Below are 21,167 nucleotides of genomic sequence, written 5' to 3'. Positions count from 1 at the left end.
TCCAAGGAGATGTTGATATGACAAGAAGAACAACGTTTAAGCTCATCACTAGCCTGGTAATGGTCATGTTACTCATCGTACTGACTGCTTGCGGAGATACAGGTAACAATGCTAATTCGAAACAAGCGACGCTGGATTTCCTGTGGTTCTCGGATGGAAAAGAAGGAGAAGTCATTAAGGAAATCATTAAAGATTATGAGCAAACGAATACCAAAGTTAAGATCAATCTGATTGAAGTTGGTTTCAAGGACATGCAAACCAAATTAAAAACAATGTTATCTGGTGGAAAGCCACCTGCTCTGAGCCGGGTCACGGATACCGGATCATTTGCTAATCAGGCGGTTGATCTTACACCCTACGTGGACAATGCCAGTCAATTTGAGGATCAATTTATCGACTCTCTTAAACCTTACTATGTTATGAATGACAAGCTGGTGGCTGCGCCTATGGACGTCACAGCGAATGGACTTATTTATAACAAAACCTTATTTGATAAAGCGGGCGTCAAGGTACCTACTTCACCCGATCAGGTATGGACGTGGGAGGAATATATCGCTGCATTAAAAGAGGTTATGGACAAAGGTGGAGCACGATATGGCATGGTATGGGATGTCACTCCGCATCGATGGTCCACTCTTTTGTACCAGAATGGTGGAAGTATCTTAACAGAGGATGGCAGTGCGGCGGCCATTAACAGTGAAGCCGGAATCCGTTCGATGGAGATGTTCAAGCAACTTCATCAAGATGGAATTATGCCTGAATCGGTATGGCTCGGAGGGGAGAACCCCAACAACCTGTTCCGTTCCGGGACGGTAGCTACCCACTGGGCTGGCAACTGGATGATTAGCAATTACAAGGATATCACCGATTTCGAATGGGGCGTCACCTATATGCCGAAAGGAACACAACGTTCATCTGTGCCTGGCGGGAAGTTTCTCATGGCTTTCAAAGGCAGTGGTTATGAGCAGGAGGCAGCAGAATTCATTGAATATTTAACCTCCAAAGAAGTGAATTCCAAATATAATCAAGAATCATTGTTTATGAGTCCACGGAAGGACAGCTCCGTATTGGATTATGAATTTGGCAAGGAGATGTTTGAAATTTTCTCGGATGAACTGAAGAACAGTTCACCTCTTGCAGCGAATGACTGGTCTAAGCAAACGCTTATATCTAAAATCTCAACGGATTTGAAAAATAACATTATGGACGTTCTGTCAGACAAGGCAACTCCGCAGGAAGCACTGGATCGAACAGCCAAACTGATTAACGAGGCTATTGGCAGTCAATAAGCGTAAAACCATTTCTTGATTCTTATACGGGGGCTTATCGATTCCTGTTAAGCTCCCTTTCGAGTAACGCATAAGAAAGGGGCAAGCAGATGAGTGAAGGACAACGATCAAATCGTAATACGCTGGCAAAACAGAACAGGAAGCTCGTTATTGCTCCTTATCTGTTTATACTTCCCAACCTCCTGATCTTTGGAACGTTTATCGTATTTCCCTCTTTATTGGGTCTCTATTATTCTTTCCATGTCTATGATGGATTGAACCCAATGAAGTACAACGGGCTGGAGAATTATATCAAAATCATAGGGGATCGGGAATTTTGGTCGACCATCGGACGAACGGGGATTTATGCAGCAATTGTTGTCCCGCTAATCTATGCAGCAGCATTAGGCATTGCGTTGCTGCTTGCGCGCGAGATTAGAATGCGGGGGTTCTTCAGGGCCGTATTTTACTGGCCGACCATGATTTCTTACATTATCGTAGGGTTGACCTGGAAGTGGATTTTTGGAGATTCATTCGGCATCTTGAATCATCTGTTAACGGTGGTTGGTGTGGAACCTGTAGGCTTTCTGACCTCTCCCTTTTGGGCAAATACGGCTGTGATTATCGCAACAGTTTGGTCTCGTGCAGGCTTTTTCATGGTCATTTTTATCGCAGGCTTGCAGGCCATACCTACGGATTATTATGAAGCTGCCCGCTTGGACGGCGCAACGGGAACAAAGGTATTTCGCTATATTACCCTCCCACTTTTGAAGCCTACAAGCTTACTCGTTGTTATGCTATGTCTGATTGACGCGTTCAAGGCCTTCCCACTTATGTTTGCGCTTACAGGCGGTGGGCCGGGCAAGGAAACCACGTATATTGTTCAATATATCTATGAGATTGGCTTTAACAGGCAGGAGCTTGGGCTAGCCAGCGCCATGTCGGTGATACTGTTTATCCTCATTGGCGGATTCTCAGCTCTGCAATTCCGTCTATCGAAAGGAGGGGCTACGTGATGGTAATGAAACCTATGGTCAAAATCGTCATTTACAGTATGTTAAGTGTTGCCGCAGTGGTGTGGCTCCTGCCTGTTCTGTGGGTCGTAATTTCTGCCCTGAAAACGAATAGCGATCTGTACAGCTTTCCTCCGAAGTTGTGGCCGGAGCCAGTCACCTTCGAGCATTTCAAGGAGGCATTCAAAAAAGGTAATTTTGGATTGTATTTTATGAATAGTACAATCGTAACTTTGAGCTCAACGCTGCTGCTGTTGCTGATCAACTCCATGGCAGGCTTTGCACTCGCGAAGTACCGCTTCCGCGGAAGCTCGATCATATTAATCGCTTTTATCTCAACCCTCATGATTCCGATTGAGGTCATTATGATCCCCATATTCAAGGTACTGAGTGCACTTGGGATGTATAATAGCCTGCTCGCGATTATTATACCGCCAGCAGCAACTCCGACAGGTGTGTTCCTTATGCGGCAGTACTTGCTAAGCGTACCGGACGAACTCCTGGAAGCTGCCCGGATGGACGGAGCCGGTGAATGGAAAATTTACTGGAGCATTATTCTTCCCATAGCGAAGCCGATTCTGGCCGTGCTTGCGATCTTCTCCTTCATGTGGAGATGGGATGATTTTGTATGGCCGTTAATTGCTATTAGTGATCCATCAAAATATACGATTCAGCTTGCGCTCTCTAATTTTATTGGTGAATACAACGTAGATTGGGGCAGTCTCCTGGCCATGTCCGTAATCACGATGCTTCCGGTACTTATTGTTTTTATGGTTTTCCAGCGTTATTTTGTCAGCGGTATGATTACTTCAGGAATGAAAGGATGAGTTGAATGTCAGATATTACCCGTGACGGGACGGATACCTTGAATTATAAACCTATGAAATTAGGCCACCATCAGGTCATTAATCATTGGATAATCAGCGGCATATATACGAAGCCTGTTGCCTTTGTTCCAACAACGATGGAGGGAGATATTAATGATTGGCTTATCGATGGTTTTGCCATTCATGAGAATCCATGCAGAAAAGAATTTGTAGAACATAGGAGAACGCAGCCAGTGAACCGATTTTTTGACCAATGGAGCGAGTTTCCTAGCCCGGGAGACAGCTTCGTTGGAGAAGAAAACGGGATGCCGTGGACACTGTATTCTCCCTGGAATAATCCACGGGTGGAGCAATCCGGATTTTGGTTTGTACCGACACATCTGCGCAGTTACGCCGCGACAAGGCTGATTTCTGCGACTACACATACCGCCTCTTTGCGGATTAAGACCTATGGCAGTCTGACATTGTGGGTGAATGGGGAAGTAGTAACGGATTTTGCGCCACTCATGCGTAACAAGGAGCAGGAAATCGTTATCAAAGCTGAACTTGTAGCCGGAATCAATGAGATCTATGCCTGCTGGGAGGATCTCGCTGAGCGGGATACCATGTATGCTTTTGCGGTGGAATACCTGGGAGACGAGGAATTGGAAATTTCCTTGCCTATTGCTCCTCATTTGGCGGAAAACGTGAAATCCGCAGAACAAGCCCTTGAACAGGCTTATTTTCCTTCGGATCTCTTTAGAGGGGAGCAGATTAAGCTCAAGCTGCCGCTTCCCTTACCGGACATCGTTAGAGAAGTTGATATCCAGTATGGCAATTTCTTTGATGGCACCGAAAACAAGACAATACACATAGCCGAAAAGGAAACGGATATGGTTTTGGCACACACCAATGAAATTGGCCATCATTACGTATACTTCACGCTGACGATTTCAGTTTCAAACGTAGCATTGACGAAGAAGTTCGGCTGTCAATCCTACGATACCGATTATGATGAAGCTGCTCAGCAAGCTGCGGATATTGAAGCACGCAAATCTCTGGCTCTGCAATGTATTGCTGAGAAGGGCAGTCGTAACATTCATACGGCTATCGCCATGTTAAAAACAAATGGCAATCTGCAAGAAGCGGAGAACATGCTGCTTGAAGGTGTGGAAGGGATCGAGCAACGAAAGGATTGCAGTGACTTCTATCTGGTGGGGCTGTTTCGTCTGTGGAGAGATGAACGAAATAGCGGTCTGTTCAGTGAATTGTTCTGGGATCGGGTAAAAGCAAGTATCCTGGGCTATCGATATTGGATTGATGAACCTGGTGATGATGTGATGTGGTTCTTCAGTGAGAACCATGCTCTGTTATTCCATACCAATGAGCTGTTAGCCGGACAACTGTTCGGGACTGAAACATTCAGCAACAGTGGTGAGTCCGGTGAAGTTCACCGTCAAAAAGCGGAGCAGCGGCTTAGCTTATGGTTTGAGCGCTTTTTGGATGAAGGATTGGCAGAATGGAATTCAAGTGCATACATTCCTATTGATGCAGTGGGGCTGTTGCATATCTATGAATTTGCCCATAATGAGCAGCTCAGGCAGCAAGCGAAAAAGGCAATGGACCTGCTATTCTATTATATTACCGTTCAGATGCATCAAGGCGTCATGTCCACAACGTTTGGCCGCAGTTATGAGAAGGAACTGCTGGGTAGTTATGCAGCTGGAACGACTTCCATGTGCTGGATCGGTTATGGCATCGGCAATGTTAACAATTATTCAATCAGCAATGTTGCTTTGAGTTTATCAGATTACATTCCTCCAGCAGCATATCAGGAGCATCTGTTGCTTGGGGAAAATCAGCAATTGGTGTTCGCCAATGAGCAGGGCAAGGGAGGTTACGCCAAGCTCTATCATCATCGGTCAGAGGAGTACGCTCTTTCCTCAATCATTCGCTTTCGTCCAGGCAAGCCAGGTTATCAGGAGCATGTCAACCATCTGTCTCTGTCCCCTGAAGCGCAGATATGGGTGAATCATCCAGCAGAAATCTACAAGCATGGAGATGGCCGACCTTGCTTTTGGGCTGGAAACGGGATATTGCCTGACGTTGTTCAGCATGAGGGGATCGCTCTAATGATGTTTGATATTCCGGCAGATCAGACTTCGGATTGGACACATGCTTATTTTCCTGCGAGCTTTTTCACAGAGTGGGCGCAGCATGAGAACTGGTATTTTGCCCGTCTGAATAAAGGATATGTGGCGCTATATGCTGCCAACGGGACGAGTATGGAGACCAATGGGGTGACAAAAGAGCGTGAACTTATTTCTCCTGGATTGCGTAACGCCTGGATCATCAGAGCAGGAAACGAACTGCAATTCGGATCATTTAGCCATTTTATAAACCAAGTTCGTTCCTCCAGCCCGCAATTCGACAGTACTGCTCTGACGCTCAGCCTGACCGATTCGGTATACGGTTCCATTCAGTGGGGAATGAACAAGCCTTTTCTTGTTCAAGGAGAGGAAATTGTACATGACGGATATGGCGTAAGGGGACAGCTGCAGTTACAGGACATCAATCGTTGATGAAGAGCAATAAATCTAGGGAGTGAGAGCCATAATGCCGAATCAAGAAGTGCTTCTGGAGAAAATAAGCAGGGTATCCGATGCCATGAAATCGATGAAAAATACAAGCATCAACGAACAGTTTCCCATTGGACTAATCGACATCCACCTATGGGAATGGCCGCAAGGTGTCGGCCTTTATGGCCTACTTCAGTTCTATGAAGCAACGAAGGATGCCGAGGCGCTGGAATTTCTCGAATCATGGTACAATGCAAGGCTGATGGAAGGGTTACCAGAAAAAAATGTGAATACCTGTGCTCCGCTGCTTACGTTGATATCACTATGCGAATTAACCGGAAACAAGGAATATGAACGTGTCTGTGAAGAATGGAGCAGCTGGATTATGGACGAACTGCTACGAACCGGAGATGGTGCGTTCCAGCATATGATCACAGGAGACGCCAACAATGGCCAGATTCTGATTGACACCCTTTTTATGACGGTATTATTTCTGGCCAAGGCTGGGGTATATTTTAAGAAAACAGCCTATGTGGAAGAAGCCAAGCGGCAATTCCTTGTGCATATTAAATACCTATATAATAAACAAACCGGGCTGTTCTATCACGGCTGGGATTTCAACGAAAATCATAACTATGGTGCTGTTCATTGGGGAAGAGGCAATGCATGGTATACGGCGGGGGTTATGGATTTTCTGAATATCATCCCCATTGAAGATGGGCTGAAGGCCTATCTTTTGGATACAGCTACCGCTCAAGTCAGATCGCTGAGCAAGCTTCAGAGTGAGGATGGGATGTGGCACACTGTACTGGATGATCCGGACTCTTACCAAGAAACCTCCGCAACGGCAGCGATTGGATACGGTATTCTCAAGGGAATCCGGTACGGATATCTGGATGAGTCCTATCGCGATACCGGTAAGAGGGCACTTGAAGCAGTGCTGCAGCAAATTGATGATAACGGAGTTGTACAGCAGGTGTCCTACGGAACTCCTGTGGGGCAGGACGCTCAGTTCTATAAAGATATATCTATAAGTCCAATGGGTTATGGACAAGCACTGACATTGTTTATCCTGATTGAGGGATTGCGGGTCCCAGCCACCGAATAAAATAAGGCGGGCATGTGCAGAGGATAGGGGATACCGTTTCCTGTATCCTCCTTTGTTTGAAAGAGCACCTATTTTGTTCTATAATCCTTCGAATATTCTATACTTTAAACACATTAAAATAACCCCCTGGAATTCATGAGAATCCCAGGGGGTTATTTTAATGTGTTTTGCGATTAACTCTTACCTGTCAACGTTGACTCCCCATAGGCGCGAATCTCGATCAACTCCGCGTACTTGCTGCCATTGGTGGCATCAATGTTTACTCTAAGCGCCTGTGTATGCACAGGAGTATGCAGACGATGAATGACTTTCCTTTTACGGTTTTCTGCTGCACTTACAATCTCAAGCCATTCCCCAGACCGACTCAATACCTCGACCCGATAATCACGCACCAGTTCAGGAATGACACGGAATGTTGTCTGATGGTGATGCAGATTAACCAGATCCTCGTTCACATCATCATTAAACGTCAGGTGCAGTTCAGCCAAAGTTTGTGGCTCTTCCCATGTCAATTGCACCCATTCCGGCTTGCCAGACTGCATCGGTTGGGACATCCACTGCTGTGGCCCGCCGTAAGGGCGATGATAACCGTTGACTGTATTTTCTGGTGAATAGGCCGTCGTCTCAGAAAGGGTACGACAGCAGAATGGCTGACGCGCCAACCCCTGCATGGACCACAATACAACGGGTTGATCCGTGGCATGATCCTCCAGATTTTTGGACACATGGTTCTCTTCTGTTCTGAAGAAGAGCAGTACCCCGCTGTGTGCTTCCGTGGAATGGTAGAGGGTGACGTCTTCATTCGCCCGGATAATGATAAAAGCATTCTGCGGTTCTTCCGGTCGCCATTCAAGCGGAAGCTTCACCCACTGCCTGGTTCCCGTTGTAACTTTAGCGGTCGCCGTAACTTGTAACGTATGGGGGACGTAATTCTCCTTACGCCCCGTATCCCACAGCTCTACCGTCAGCGCGGTATCGCTGGAAGCATCCAGCAGCAGCTCCAGGCCGCTGAGCAATGGATGCACAGGCAGCAGCAGGGCAACATCCGTACCCAGCGGGTACGTCTCGCCAGGCTGCTCAAGAGCGATGCCCTTCAGCGTGCTGGAGGCTGAAGCCTTGGCACGCCGGGCCAGATCCAGCTCATCGTGGCTACGCACCCCGATGATGGAAGCGTCCTGCCGCAGCAACGTCTGCTGCAGCGTCGCCAGATGCCTCGCGTACAACTCGCGCGGCGACACCCCCATGGCCGCGCAGAGCGCTGCGCCCGTACCCGCGGCTTCGCCGATGACCGCGCATGTTGCCATGACGCGCGTTGTGCCGAAGGCGACATGTGATGCGCTGATGTCGCGTCCGGCCATGAGCATATTCCACACATTGGCGGAATACAACGAGCGGAACGGCACGTGATACACGCCATCGGCATGCATATGCTTCGAGCCGCTCGCTTCGGCATACATGCCCTGCGGGGGATGCAGGTCAATGGACCAGCCGCCAAAGGCAACGGCATCCGGGAACTCCCGCTGGCTGATAATATCGTTCTGAGTGAGCACATAGTCACCCGTGAAGCGGCGGTACTCCCTTTTGCCGGGCAGGGAACCGATCCACTCCAACGTCATATGGTCGGCTTCGAATTTACCGGAATTTTTGATATAATCCCAGATCCCGTAGATCACGGACCATAGTTCATCACGGATCAGCTCATTGTCGTGTACGGTGTCATGTTCACCGCCCCATTCAATCCACCAGTAATGACAACCGGAATCCCCGCTGCGAATGACCCGGCGAATTGGAATACTCGTCTGCGTGATATCTTTGGCAAAAGAAGGCGGGATATAACGGACGGGTGCACCCGTATCCTTGGTATAAAAGAGTAGTGTACTGCCCAGCGTGATCTGATCGGCAACCTCCGGCGCCCATTCTTCACCGTATTCGCTGCGGGCTTCCCGGCCGAGTGCAAACTTGGCACCAGCCAAAAAGCCAACCAGTCCATCGCCCGTACAGTCCAGATAGATCTGGCTCTCAAATCGGATTTTGCGTTCAGACCCCATCATCCACCCGGTTACAGAGGTGATCGTGCGTTCCTCTGCATCCCCCGTGGCCTCGACTTCATGGACATCGGTATTCAGATATAGACGGATGTTGGGTTCGGCTCGAACGGCTTCCAGAATGACCAAGTCCCATAGATAGGGATTACCCTCCGGATTACGATATTGATTCTCTACAAATAGTTCCCCCATGATGCCTGTCTCGCGAGCATAGCGATTAATTCCGTGGGCGGTAGCGCCACAGACCCACACCCGTACTTCGCTGCTGGAATTACCGCCGAGCACGGGTCGATTCTGTACCAGCGCGACCTGTTGGCCCAGCCGGGCAGCAGATATCGCAGCACATACGCCAGCAAGCCCGCCGCCGATGACGGTGATATCCGGTTTAACGAGTTCGTGCTTCATACAAACACCTCTCTCATTGAATATGGATGAGTCTAAGCTTAGATTTCATATTTCATATCTATAATTTCATATTAGTTCTATATATTTACTTTTCAAATACACTATATTATCATCGAGCATATACTTTATTTCATAACAAAGGCAGGTGTATCATGGACCTCCTTAACCACATCTACTGGAAGAAGAAAGCTGCATTTGCGCTCGCAGAAGATATCTACGACGCTTGGGTGGTTTTTGCCGTTGAAGAAGGGATGTTTCGGTATGAAATTGGAGGGCAGAGCGGTGAAGCGGGTTTCGCTGATCTGGTGTTGTGTCCACCTCAAGTTCCTTTTCGCAGAGAGACGGTAACCCCGCTGACGTTTCACTATATGCAGTTCTCTTGTAACACCGCAGAGGGGGAGAAGCTTCTGCCGCCAATCGGAAAATCTCTGATTAATGATACGAAACGGCTGACTTCAACATATGCTTATCTGCGTCAGGCAAGCGAAGAGAATGATGAGGCAGCAACGGGATGGAAAACCCATCTGATGCTGGAATTGTGGCGGCTGTATCAATGGGAGCGTAGGCAGAGCAGGCTAATGGAACGAAAATTCACGGAAGATGCTCTGATGGCAGAAGCAGCGATTTTGTTGGAGGAGTGGGCAGGAGAGGCGGTGAGTCTGCGAACGTTGGCTGAACATTTGGCATTGAGTCCAGTCCAGCTCACCCGAAGGTTCCGGGAGGCCTTTCAAGAAACACCATCCGATTATCTGAAGGCGATTCGTCTCAAAAAAGCAAAAGCCTTGCTGGCAGATAGCCGTCTGACCCTTACGCAGATCGCCGAGAGATGTGGATATGAGAACGGATTTTATCTGAGCCGTGTATTTTCGTCCACCATAGGAATTAGCCCCTCGGAGTATCGGAGAAGACATCAAGTGTGAGATGAGGGTCCCAACGAACCAACCAACCATCGATTCATTCATTTCTTTCACCAATAGAACATATCTGTGCATTTCACATGGATGCAGGCAACGAATATCACAAATCCATGCAAATCAATCAACTGCGGCTGTAAATGGCAGGGTGGTGCTATAATGGGGTCATTAATTGCAGGGGAGCGAGCACATAAGAATGAAGAAGCCAAACTGGAAGCGTTGGTTGCCACAGCGGCTCAGGTACCGTCTGTTTGGTGCATTTGTGGTGTTGATTCTCTTGCCGTTCAGTGCATTGAATGTTTACAATTATCAGCAGATTGAATCCCTTGTTGAGCAGAAAATCAGTGAACAGAGCCATGAGCAGCTGGTGCAGATGTACCGCTCTCTGGAGGATCAGATGAGCATTGCCTTCAAAACGCTTATTTTTTTGGAGCAGGATTCGGCGGTAAGAAGTGTGCTAACTTCCCCGGACAGTCGTACGCCGCTGGAGAACAAGTCACTGGTGGAAGAAAAGTTCAAGATGATTAACAACAGTTTCTTTCTATATAATCCCTCGGTGTATTTCACCTTGCTGGATTTTTATGATAGCGTTTACACTTCGTATTTGCCAAAAACAGCACTGGCTTATGGCCCTTATCTGGAGCAATTCCGCGAACGTCTTGGAGAAATAACCATTCCAAAAGGCAGTGCAGATTCGCACCCGCTTCAATCGGAAGAACTCTTCTATCGCTGGGATGCCCGGGATACCAACCATGTGCTGCGGGAGTTATCTTCCAGCCCGTATCTATTGTCGCTGTATGCCTATATGAAAGATAGCAGCGGCAAGCGGTACGGATTGGCTCGAATCAGCATTGATTACTCGTACTGGTTCCAAACGATGTTGAAGGATTCACAAACTAATCAGGAGTATTACCTTATTACAGGAAGTGGAGAGACCATAGCCAGATCATCCAAAACAGCGGCGCTGTCCCCGGAAGTTACACGTGAAATAGCTCTGCATCCGGCACAGGCTTATCTGACTGATCCAGCCTCGGATACGCTGATTAACTACGTGTACATCGAATCACTGGACTGGTATATGGTGAATCGTATTCCGCTGTCCATCCTGTTTACAGAGATATCCGAGCTTAAACAGCGGTACTTTCTGACCTTTTTTGGCTTCACAGGCGCATTTGTAGTGATGGCTTTTATGATCTCGGCAACGTTCACGCGCCCCTTGTCGCACTTACAGAATAAGATGAGGGAGGTTGTCCGCAAAAACCTCAAGATTCGTATTCCCGAAGGCCGCAGTCGTGGGGAAGTACTGGAGCTGACGCGTACCTTCAATACGATGCTGGATGATGCCAATCAGATGATTAACAGACTCAAAGCAGAAGAACGCCAGAAGGAAGCGGTACATTTTCATATGCTCCTCGCCCAGATGAATCCGCACTTTCTCCTGAATACATTGAATACAATGAAATGGAGTGCGATACGAAGCGGGAATGAGGAGATCTCCGAGATGTGTGTTTCCTTGGGAAAATTACTGGAGGTCAGCCTGAATTCACAGGTCGAATTGGTATACCTGAAGGACGAGATTGAGCTGGTTCAAGCCTATCTTCATATCCAGCGGATTCGTTACCGCGATAGCTTTGAGGTGACTTGTGACTTTGACGATAAGCTGGAGTATGCGCTGGTACCCAAGCTGAGCTTGCAGCCACTTGTGGAGAATGCCATTCATCATGGTGTGGGACCAATGGAGCAACTTGGACAGATCCGCATCGGGATATATAGGCAAGACACAGGAATGCTGATGCTGGAGGTAGCAGACAATGGAATTGGCATGGAGGAATCGAAACGTCAGCAGATGACCCGCACGCGCCCGGGGATTGGCCTGTCCAACCTTAAAGAACGACTGCGATTATTGTTCAAAGGCCAAAGTGAACTTGAAGTGATCGATACCAAGCCGGGGACATTGGTCAGGTTCAGCATTCCTTTTTTATTGTCGACGCCTTATGTACAGAAGCGATCAGACTAGCCGACTGGAGAGGGGAATCGGGCATGTGGAAAGTATTACTTGTAGAGGATGAGGTATTTGTACGGGAGTCGGTGCGAGAGATTATTTCCTGGGAGGAGCTAGGCTTCACGGTCATCGGAGAATCCGGTAACGGGACCGAAGCGCTGGCGATGATTATACAGGATGCACCTGATCTGGTACTGACCGATATTGTCATGCCGGGTATGGATGGTCTGGAATTACTCAAACAGACGCGTCAGGCCGGGTTAAAAACCAAGTTTGTGATGCTAACCTGTATGGGGGAGTTTGAATATGTACGCCGTGCAATGGAGTACGGGGCTTCCAATTATATTCTGAAGCTGTCGATGAGTGTGAATTCATTGCGTGATACATTACGGAAGGTAAGCGCGGAATTGGGAGCTTACACGGAGACACAGACAGAGACAAATCATCATGAAGTGGCGCCTCCTGCCTCGGAGCTCACATCAACGCCGGCGTCCCTTACGGTCTCTTCTGCACCCCCGTCTGAGACTGATCTTCCATTTACACCTGTTCGTGAGCCGATTGTGAAGCATCCGGAGATTAGCAAAATAATTGAGTATATCGGTCAGCATTACGATCAGGACATTACCGTCAAATCGATGTCACGGTATGTGATGATGGGTGAGAATTATGTGAGTGCTTTGTTCAAAAAGAAAACCGGCCATACCCTGATTCATTACCTGCATGGGGTACGGATGGAGAAAGCGGCGGAATACTTGCGTGAGACGGATCTTCCCGTACAGGAGATTGGTTACCGGGTAGGGTTCGGAAGCGATAATTATTTCATCAAAATATTCAAGCGCTGGACCGGTTGCACGCCCAGTCAATATCGCCATCGCTCATGACTTACAGGATGAGTAGAAGGAATATGTGTACCGAGTGCTCAGGCAAGGAAGCGAAATCCGTATTTTTGTTCAATTCGAATCATGGATATGTATCTTATGAACCCAGCAAGGTCCCTGCTACGATGTTATGGAAGGTACCACTTCAATTCAGGGAGGTCATGTGACCAGATGAGAATCAAAAAAGGATTAACGGGGTTCATCGTTGGTGCGCTGATGCTGGGCTTACTTGCCGGCTGTGTTGGTAAAAATGAGACGAACGGTGGAGATAACGGTGGTGGAGCAGCAGCGGGAAAAGTGAAGCTTACCATGTGGGGCGCAGTGCCGCCGGAGAATGGTCCGCAGGAAGTCGTGGATACCTGGAATGCAGAGCATCCTGACATTCAGGTGGAATATGTGCGGTTTGTGAATGACGACGACGGTAACCTGAAGCTGGATACGGCGCTGTCCACCGGACAGAACGTTGACTTATATGTCAATTACACCCTGACGAATCTCGATAAACGCATCAAGGGTGGGACGGCACTGGATCTTGGTGAGTTCACGGACTACAACATTGACGAGAAAATGGGAGAAGACGCGGCTTCGTGGAAAGTAGAAGGCAAATATTACGGTATGCCCACCAAGAAAAACGCTGCCTTCTTCGCTTTAAATATGAAAGCGCTTGATCAGGCCGGACTGAGTGTACCCACAGCCTGGACTTGGGATGAAGCCCGTGAATATGCGCTCAAGCTGAAGAAAACCGGTTTCAAGTACGGTTTGGTGCAGCATACCGCTTCCTATGTGGACCCGCTCGATTCTGTACTGGTCAAGAACGGCTATGTTAAGGCGGACGGTACTTCCAATCTCGACGATCCGCTCGTCACCAAATGGCTGGAGACATTGAACGGAATGATGAAAGAGGATGCAACCACACCTCCACTCGGCGAACAGTTGACTTCCAAAATGCCGGTGGAGAACATGTTCCTTGGTGGTGAGTCTGCCATGATTAACATCGGGGAATGGCTGATTCGCACGTCGAACAACATGACCGAGTTCCCACGGGATTGGAAAATCGCCTTTGCTCCGGTACCGAGACTGGCTGCACAGGAAGCAGATATGGTGAAGAGCGGAGGACTTGGTGACTTTATCGCGATCAATTCCAAGTCGAAAAATAAAGAAGCCGCATGGGAGTTCTTGAAATGGTACGCAGATGGGGGAATGATGCCGATGGCTGCCGGTGGACGTCTGCCTTCCTCGAATGCGGTTGATCAACAGACTGCCATTGATCATTTGCTCGGTGATTATGCCGATTCTTATGACAAAGAGTCACTGGAATTTGTGTTGTACGGTGACAAGACACCTACGTTTGTCCGCAGCATTGCGCAAGAGGTGGTCGATCTGCGTGCACAGGAGTATGAAAAGTTCTTCCTTGGTAACCAGACTGCCGAAGTTACTGTACAGAACATGGTCAAACGCCATAATGACTGGCTGAAGCAGAATCAATAGAATGCAAAAGCAATGAGTCCGAAGACCGTCCCCAAGGGGGCGGTTTTTTTCTTCTCAATATAAACAATAGACGAAAAAAAGCATTATAGGTATGACATTAGCCAGGTTATCCGGCCTAAAGAAAATAGAACAATTCCATGTTGTTATCCTCCCGTAAGGGACTGACAAAATACATATATCTGTGATATCAGGTACAGGGTTTTGTTCCTTAAATACTGGAGGACATCTTGTTATGCTTAATTCCAGAACAGATGTTAAGGAGTGGGGGAGCATATGCATAAATCCTGGATGAAACGACAGAGCAGGCTCGGGTATTTGTTTATTGGGCCCAATATGATTGGCGTGCTGTTGTTTTTTATTATACCGGCTGTCTATTCATTCTATCTCATGTTCACCGATTACAAATTCATGAGCCCGGAGACACATTTCGTGGGGCTGGACAATATCCGCCGAATGTTGAATGATGATCTGTTTGGGGTAGCGCTGCGAAATACAATTGTATTTCTGTTAGCGGTTCCAATATCGATGGGTTTGGCATTTATCGTGGCTGTAGCATTGAACAAGTCGGTGTACTGGCAAAAAACACTGCGTGCCCTCTATTTCATGCCCTATATCACTAGCGGCGTTGCGATCGCCTTTGTCTGGATGCTGCTGTTCCAGCCAACGTCGGGACCGATTAACGGTTTTTTGCGGGGGATCGGTATTACAAATCCACCTGGCTGGTTATCGACAACGGAATGGTCCATGTATGCGATTGATATCATCTGGATTTGGTTCATGCTGGGGTACAACATGATTATTTATTTAGCAGCTCTGCAAGAGATCCCGGAGGAATTAGTTGAGGCTGCTAAGATTGATGGAGCCCGCCCTTGGCAGACCATTCGTCAAGTGATCTGGCCGCTTGTGAGCCCAACGACCTTTTTACTGCTGATAACAGGACTGATTATGACGATCAAAAACTTTGGCATTATTCAGGCGATTACTCAGGGTGGGCCGGGAAACAGTACAACAGTGTTGTCGCTTTTTATCTACCAGAATGCCTTCCGCTATTACGAGATGGGATACGCTGCTGCCATTAGCTGGGCGCTCTTTGCCATCATCATGGTCTTCACAGTATTGCAGTGGGTTGGACAGAAACGTTGGGTTCACTATTAAGGAGGGAAGGGATCGTTATGGAGAAATCAATTGCCGCAAACGCGAAGCCCACAGCTCCGCATGCACCTAAAGGTAAATTCCGCATGGAGTCCTTAACCCAGATTCGAAGAATCATACTGACACTTCTGATGTCCGGGTTTGCTTTGCTGATGATTATGCCGTTCATCTGGATGATTAGCACGTCGTTCAAATCTCCTGCGGACGTATTCACCTATCCCATCCAATGGATACCCTCCAGCCTGAACTGGGAGCATCACATTAAAGTCTGGAGCGGAGCGGATACCTTTGCCACATATTATCTGAACTCGTTGAAAATATCGCTAATTAGCACCATTGGAGCTGTATTTCTTTCGGCGTTTGCAGCCTATGGCTTTGCACGAATTCAATTCAAAGGACGGGAGACACTGTTCCTCATCTATCTCTCGATGATGATGGTGCCCCCGCAGGTGCTCTTTGTACCCAAGTTTCTCATGTTCGAATGGGTCGGCATCTATAATACGCATTGGGCCCTGATCCTGCCTGGAATGTTCACGATCTTTGGGGTGTTTATGCTTCGGCAATTCTTCCTGTCGGTGCCATCCGAGATCTCAGAAGCGGCGTTTATCGATGGTGCGGGTCACCTGCGTATATTCTTCAGACTGATTCTGCCCTTGGCGAAGCCAGCGCTGGCTACACTTGCGATCATTGATTTCTCCTGGCACTGGAATGACTATGAGAATGCGCTTGTGTTCCTCATCGACAAAGACCTGTATACCGTGCCGCTTGGTCTGCAGAACTTTATTCTGGAGAACAATGTGGATTACAACGGCATGATGGCCGCTGCCACGGCAGGCATTATTCCGATGATCATCGTTTTTCTGGTGGGGCAGCATTATATTATTCAGGGCGTGGCAGGAAGTGCCGTGAAGGGCTGAAGCTGCTACCACTGCAATCCATCATATACCCCTTTTGCTGAACGAAGAAATTTTCGCGGCAGAAGGGTTTTCTGTTGAAAGGGAGAATAACGATCTTTCCGCAATACAATAGTTCAAACTTCGTATATAATATAAAATCATATGATGCTGTATGACTACATAACTATCGCGAGGTGCACTAGACTTATGCCAACCATCTACGACTTTACCGTAACCAGAACCAGTGGAGAGCGTTTCCCACTCTATCAATATGAAGGAAAACCTGTGCTCATCGTAAACACGGCAAGTAAATGTAAATATACGCACCAGTTTGATGACATGCAGAAGCTGTATGACCAGTACAAGGATCAAGGACTTCAGATTATTGGTTTCCCATGCAACCAGTTTGCAGAGCAAGAGCCTGGAAGCAGTTCGGAAGCAGAATCCTTCTGCCAGATTAACTATGGTGTGAAATTTCCGATGTTCTCCAAATTGGACGTGAATGGAGAAGGGGCGCACCCCCTCTACGACTTTTTGAAAAAATCAGGGCCTTTTGCTGGCTTTGATGAAACCGATATACAGGCCAAACTATTGAAATTGATGGTGTCCGATAAAGCACCAGAATGGTTACATGGAGATGCAATCAAATGGAATTTCACGAAATTCCTGATTGATGCAGAAGGTCGTGTGGTTAGACGCTTCGAACCTATCGACTCCATTGACGAGATTCAAGAGAGTATTAAGCAGCTTCTATAATTTCACTTTCATATATCCTACAGGGGCATGACACAAATCGTTTCCCTCTTCCGAACAGGAGGTGCATGAATGTGCCGAGCATGATGCAATTTAGTGCTTCACTAGAGTATAGTTACCGTTCCACCACTGTATATAACCCGGGCAAGTCAGATGGATTCCATTCACATCCACATTATGAGATTTATTATTTTCATGATGGAGAATGTACTTACATTATAGGAGACCGGGTATACAACCTGAAGCCGGGTGATCTGGTGTTAATGCATGGCTTGACTCTTCATCGACCACATCCGAAGCCTGGCAGTACTTATGAGCGAAGCACATTGCATTTTGATCCGTCTGCCATACGCAGCAGCCTGCATGCTGACCGTATAGTTGAGGTCCTGAGGCCATTTGAAGAACTCAGAAATTGCCGGGTCAATCTGACGGGGGATAGCCGCTCTGAATTTGAAGCTCTATTGCATGATCTTCATCGTCTATCTCAGAGTCAGAGCCATTTCAGACAAGAGCGCATGAATGTCAGACTATGTGATCTGTTATATTTTGTAGCAGAGATCTGCCAGGGTGATGTCGAAGAACAACTTCCCTCATCGGAGAAGGAGCGCCATGTCCAGCATATTATTCGTTATGTGGATACACATTATATGAAGGATATTGGTCTGGATGATTTGGCACTGGAATTACATCTTTCCAAACCATATCTGGCAGGCATGTTTAAGGAAATGACAGGTTTGACGATATTCAAATACCTGTATGACCGTCGTATCAATCAGGCCAAGCTTTTGTTTCAGTTCCAACCAGAGATCACGGTGACAGAGGCAAGTCGATTGTCCGGTTTCAAACGCCTTTCGCATTTTAGTCGGATGTTCAAACAAAGTGTGGGATGTTCGCCTGATCTGTACCGTACCCAATTGCATCGCCAATCATAGAAGTCTTCTATAAGCTGACCAGCTTGTCTGGTTGGCTTTTTTTGTTGATTTTCGTTCGGAGAATGCGTATTACTGTGTTTAGAGCACACGCAGAACAGGTAAAGAAAGGTAATGAAACCAGAGGAGGCGAATATGAATGAAACAGCGCACACCGGATCAGAATAACAACGATACCCGTCAGGAACAATCCCATGACAATCCTGAACAATATAAGACAGAGCACGAAAGTCTGCTTGATCGTTATGAAGAAGAACAGACTGTAGATCCAATTCCGATGGAAGATCTGAATATGGAGGCTCAGGAAGAGAAGAACAAGGATCAAACAAAAAGCAACTCGTCTACCGAAGAGAAATACCGGGCGGATTATCGCAAAAAAGGCGAGTGAAGGATTACGTTAATGGCTGTTTGAGGAAAAATGATGAAGTATTTTCGGTGAATGTATATTTAGTGAAAATAAATTAGTTTGTTGACTAATGTATGTTACTATATTATAGTTACTATGTTGGCAAATGAAAAAAATTTGGGAGGCGAATAAGAATGACTACTTTTTTTGATGCGTTGAAAAACAGAAGATCTTATTATGGAATCAGCAAGGAATCTACAATTTCGGATGCTAAAATCCAGGAAATCGTAGAAGAAGCGGTGAAATATACACCAACTTCCTTTAACTCACAAACATCCCGTGCTGTAGTACTGCTCGGCGAACAACATGATAAATTGTGGAATCACACAGAAGAAATTTTGCGTGAAGTGGTAGGCAATGAAGAAGCATTTAAATCCACAGCTGAAAAAATGACCGGATTCCGTAGTGGATACGGTACGGTTCTCTTCTTTGAAGATAACAATGCAATCGCACAGCTTCAACAGAACTTTGCAGCTTATGCAGATAATTTCCCGATCTGGGCTAACCAATCCAACGGTATGTTGCAACTGGTAATCTGGACGGCTCTGGAACAAGAAGGTCTGGGTGCATCTTTGCAGCATTATAATCCGTTGATTGACGAAAAAGTGAAACAAGAATGGAACATTCCAGAGAACTGGAGATTGATCGCTCAGATGCCATTTGGTAAACCAACGGCAACACCGGGTGAGAAAGAATTCCAACCGATTGAAGAGCGCGTAAAAGTACACAAGTAAGCTTCGCATTTCCCAACATTTAACCACATACGGCCTCGCTTCAATTTGATACGATGATAGTTGATCGTAATCCAATGAAGCGAGGCTTTTTGATGTGAATAATAGATTAAAAGATATTACGAGCCAACATGTGTGGAAAGCGGCTTTATGCGGGCTAGTAGTACTTGGATCGATGTGTGGTTATAGCACAACCGTTAAGGCTGCCACTGTGCAGCAACAGTTTCAGGATACCCGTACCAGCTATGCCAAGGATGCCATTACACATTTGGTGAACAAAGGCATTGCTGCCGGTACGTCAGAGACTACATTTGAACCGAAGAAAGCCGTCACTCGTGCAGAATTTGCGACATTTGCGGTGAGATTGCTAGGTTTGAAGCCAGTAAAAAATAATATCAATCCTTATCAGGATATCAGTATGAATGCCTGGTATTACGGCAACGTTGCGGCCATGACGAATCTTTTCATTCTGGAAGGCAAGGGTCAGGGAACGTTCCAGCCGAATGCGTCCATTACGCGTGAAGAAGCGGCAGCGCTGCTTGTTCGGATGTTGAAACAGCAACCGTCAGAGACAGCGCTTTTGTCTTCAACGTATTTCGATGCAGCAGATATATCGGCTTGGGCACGCCCTTATGTGCAGACGGTATACCAGCTTGGACTAATGCGGGGAAGCGGAGGCATGTTCCGACCGCATGATCAGGTAACGCGAGAAGAAGCAGCCGTAATGCTTGATGCCATTTTACAAAAGAAAACATGGTCTGAACAGTTACAACGTGGAGATGAACTCGGCGTTCAGTTGGGCTGGCAATATAATTCCACTACCGCTGAATTCAAGAAGCAGGTGGAACAATCTGAAGTGAATACGCTCGTCCCGCGCTGGTTTTTCCTGAACAGCAGTATGAAAGTAACGGATCACGCGGACCCGGCACTGATCTCCTGGGCATCCGCCACAGATAGGCAGTTATGGCCATTGCTTGGGAATCGTTCCGATTCGGCACTTACGCATCAGATGTTATCCAGCTCATCCAACCGAGCGGCTGTCATCTCACAGGTAGCCGCTTATGTCAAAACATATAAACTGGACGGTATTAATGTGGACTTCGAGAATGTTGATCCTGCGGATCGTGAAGGGTTAACGGCATTTGTGACCTCCTTGACGGCTACGTTGCACGCGCTGGGTGCAGTTGTGTCTGTGGATGTATCACCAGATCTGGGTACAGATTGGACGGATGCATTTGATTATGCCAAACTGGGCGCTGTGTCGGATTATATGGTGCTGATGGGATACGAGGAACACTGGAACGGTGATCCGATAGCGGGATCCGTGGCGTCTCTTCCATGGGTGGAAAGGGCATTGGATACTATGCTCTCCGAGGTGGTACGTCCCAAAACCATTTTGGCCCTTCCGTTGTATACACGAGACTGGTCTTCAGTGAATCCGGCAAGTAGTTCTTGGGACATTACATTGTCAGAACAGGGAACGCGCGCGCATGCCGCAGGATCTGTAAGACGATGGGATGCAAGTCTGGTTCAATATATGATTGGGTACAACAGTAACGGTATGACAAGATATATATGGGCAGAGGACAGTCGTTCGTTATCGGCCAAAGTGTTGATGAGTGAGCAACGGCAGATTGCCGGTCTGGCTTACTGGTATATGGGCGGCGAAACAGCCGATGTATGGAACGCCATTTCGAATGCTTCGCGATTTGAATCGTATAACTTCTAAATATTCATGATTTGGATAGACTCAAGCGAACCGGGATACAGCCGGATGGTTTGGGTCTGTTTGTT

At 47.3% G+C, this 21,167-nt stretch carries 17 protein-coding genes; 16 read left to right on the top strand and 1 reads right to left on the bottom strand.

Annotated features, from left to right (window positions below; translation table 11 throughout):
- Positions 1 to 17: 17 nt before the first annotated feature.
- From AB4111_RS04255 to bglB, 5 genes are all read left to right on the top strand, one after another.
- Entirely contained in the window at positions 18 to 1,289 is a 1,272-nt protein-coding gene (locus AB4111_RS04255; protein WP_442030604.1) for an ABC transporter substrate-binding protein, read from the top strand.
- 89 nt (positions 1,290 to 1,378) lie between these two features.
- The gene (locus AB4111_RS04250; protein ID WP_253434207.1) at positions 1,379 to 2,284 is read left to right on the top strand and encodes a carbohydrate ABC transporter permease; all 906 of its coding nucleotides are present in this window, start codon (positions 1,379 to 1,381) and stop codon (positions 2,282 to 2,284) included.
- Positions 2,285 to 2,289: 5 nt separating this feature from the next.
- Positions 2,290 to 3,108, top strand: a complete 819-nt coding sequence (locus AB4111_RS04245; protein ID WP_442031573.1) for a carbohydrate ABC transporter permease — start codon at positions 2,290 to 2,292, stop codon at positions 3,106 to 3,108.
- A 5-nt stretch (positions 3,109 to 3,113) separates the two neighbouring features.
- The gene (locus AB4111_RS04240; RefSeq protein WP_442030603.1) at positions 3,114 to 5,669 is read left to right on the top strand and encodes a hypothetical protein; all 2,556 of its coding nucleotides are present in this window, start codon (positions 3,114 to 3,116) and stop codon (positions 5,667 to 5,669) included.
- Positions 5,670 to 5,703: 34 nt separating this feature from the next.
- Positions 5,704 to 6,774: a beta-galactosidase BglB gene (gene bglB / locus AB4111_RS04235; RefSeq protein ID WP_442030602.1), complete on the top strand. Its 1,071-nt coding sequence runs from the start codon at positions 5,704 to 5,706 to the stop codon at positions 6,772 to 6,774.
- A 173-nt stretch (positions 6,775 to 6,947) separates the two neighbouring features.
- Here bglB and AB4111_RS04230 read toward each other — a convergent pair whose 3' ends face one another.
- Positions 6,948 to 9,224 (bottom strand): FAD-dependent oxidoreductase, encoded by a 2,277-nt coding sequence (locus tag AB4111_RS04230; RefSeq protein ID WP_442030601.1) that lies wholly within the window; start codon positions 9,222 to 9,224, stop codon positions 6,948 to 6,950.
- 152 nt (positions 9,225 to 9,376) lie between these two features.
- Here AB4111_RS04230 and AB4111_RS04225 point away from each other — a divergent pair, with 152 nt between their 5' ends.
- The 11 genes from AB4111_RS04225 to AB4111_RS04175 all read left to right on the top strand — a co-directional run bounded on the left by AB4111_RS04225 (position 9,377) and on the right by AB4111_RS04175 (position 21,102).
- Positions 9,377 to 10,144, top strand: coding sequence for a helix-turn-helix domain-containing protein (locus tag AB4111_RS04225; protein ID WP_442030600.1), 768 nt, complete (start codon positions 9,377 to 9,379; stop codon positions 10,142 to 10,144).
- Positions 10,145 to 10,334: 190 nt separating this feature from the next.
- Positions 10,335 to 12,155 (top strand): histidine kinase, encoded by a 1,821-nt coding sequence (locus AB4111_RS04220; protein WP_442030599.1) that lies wholly within the window; start codon positions 10,335 to 10,337, stop codon positions 12,153 to 12,155.
- A 23-nt stretch (positions 12,156 to 12,178) separates the two neighbouring features.
- Positions 12,179 to 13,021 carry a response regulator transcription factor gene (locus tag AB4111_RS04215; protein ID WP_442030598.1) on the top strand — a complete coding sequence of 281 codons (843 nt, stop codon included), beginning with the start codon at positions 12,179 to 12,181 and terminating at the stop codon, positions 13,019 to 13,021.
- A 168-nt stretch (positions 13,022 to 13,189) separates the two neighbouring features.
- A complete protein-coding gene (locus AB4111_RS04210; protein ID WP_442030597.1) occupies positions 13,190 to 14,506 on the top strand; it encodes an ABC transporter substrate-binding protein in 1,317 nt (438 codons plus the stop codon).
- A gap of 273 nt (positions 14,507 to 14,779) precedes the next feature.
- Complete coding sequence (locus tag AB4111_RS04205) at positions 14,780 to 15,661, top strand: carbohydrate ABC transporter permease (protein WP_442030596.1); 882 nt, start codon at positions 14,780 to 14,782, stop codon at positions 15,659 to 15,661.
- A 17-nt stretch (positions 15,662 to 15,678) separates the two neighbouring features.
- Positions 15,679 to 16,575: a carbohydrate ABC transporter permease gene (locus AB4111_RS04200; protein ID WP_339241901.1), complete on the top strand. Its 897-nt coding sequence runs from the start codon at positions 15,679 to 15,681 to the stop codon at positions 16,573 to 16,575.
- Positions 16,576 to 16,761: 186 nt separating this feature from the next.
- Entirely contained in the window at positions 16,762 to 17,310 is a 549-nt protein-coding gene (locus tag AB4111_RS04195; RefSeq protein WP_091017021.1) for a glutathione peroxidase, read from the top strand.
- Between the two features lie 80 nt (positions 17,311 to 17,390).
- The gene (locus tag AB4111_RS04190; protein WP_442031572.1) at positions 17,391 to 18,239 is read left to right on the top strand and encodes an AraC family transcriptional regulator; all 849 of its coding nucleotides are present in this window, start codon (positions 17,391 to 17,393) and stop codon (positions 18,237 to 18,239) included.
- Between the two features lie 136 nt (positions 18,240 to 18,375).
- Positions 18,376 to 18,624 (top strand): hypothetical protein, encoded by a 249-nt coding sequence (locus AB4111_RS04185; protein WP_339260642.1) that lies wholly within the window; start codon positions 18,376 to 18,378, stop codon positions 18,622 to 18,624.
- A 152-nt stretch (positions 18,625 to 18,776) separates the two neighbouring features.
- Positions 18,777 to 19,376 (top strand): nitroreductase family protein, encoded by a 600-nt coding sequence (locus tag AB4111_RS04180; RefSeq protein ID WP_442030595.1) that lies wholly within the window; start codon positions 18,777 to 18,779, stop codon positions 19,374 to 19,376.
- Positions 19,377 to 19,470: 94 nt separating this feature from the next.
- Complete coding sequence (locus AB4111_RS04175) at positions 19,471 to 21,102, top strand: S-layer homology domain-containing protein (RefSeq protein ID WP_442030594.1); 1,632 nt, start codon at positions 19,471 to 19,473, stop codon at positions 21,100 to 21,102.
- Positions 21,103 to 21,167: the final 65 nt, after the last annotated feature.

Origin of the sequence: Paenibacillus sp. 2KB_22, assembly GCF_052115745.1 — a bacterium.
Taxonomy (GTDB): Bacteria; Bacillota; Bacilli; order Paenibacillales; family Paenibacillaceae; genus Paenibacillus.
This window is presented reverse-complemented; position numbering and strand designations above follow the sequence as displayed.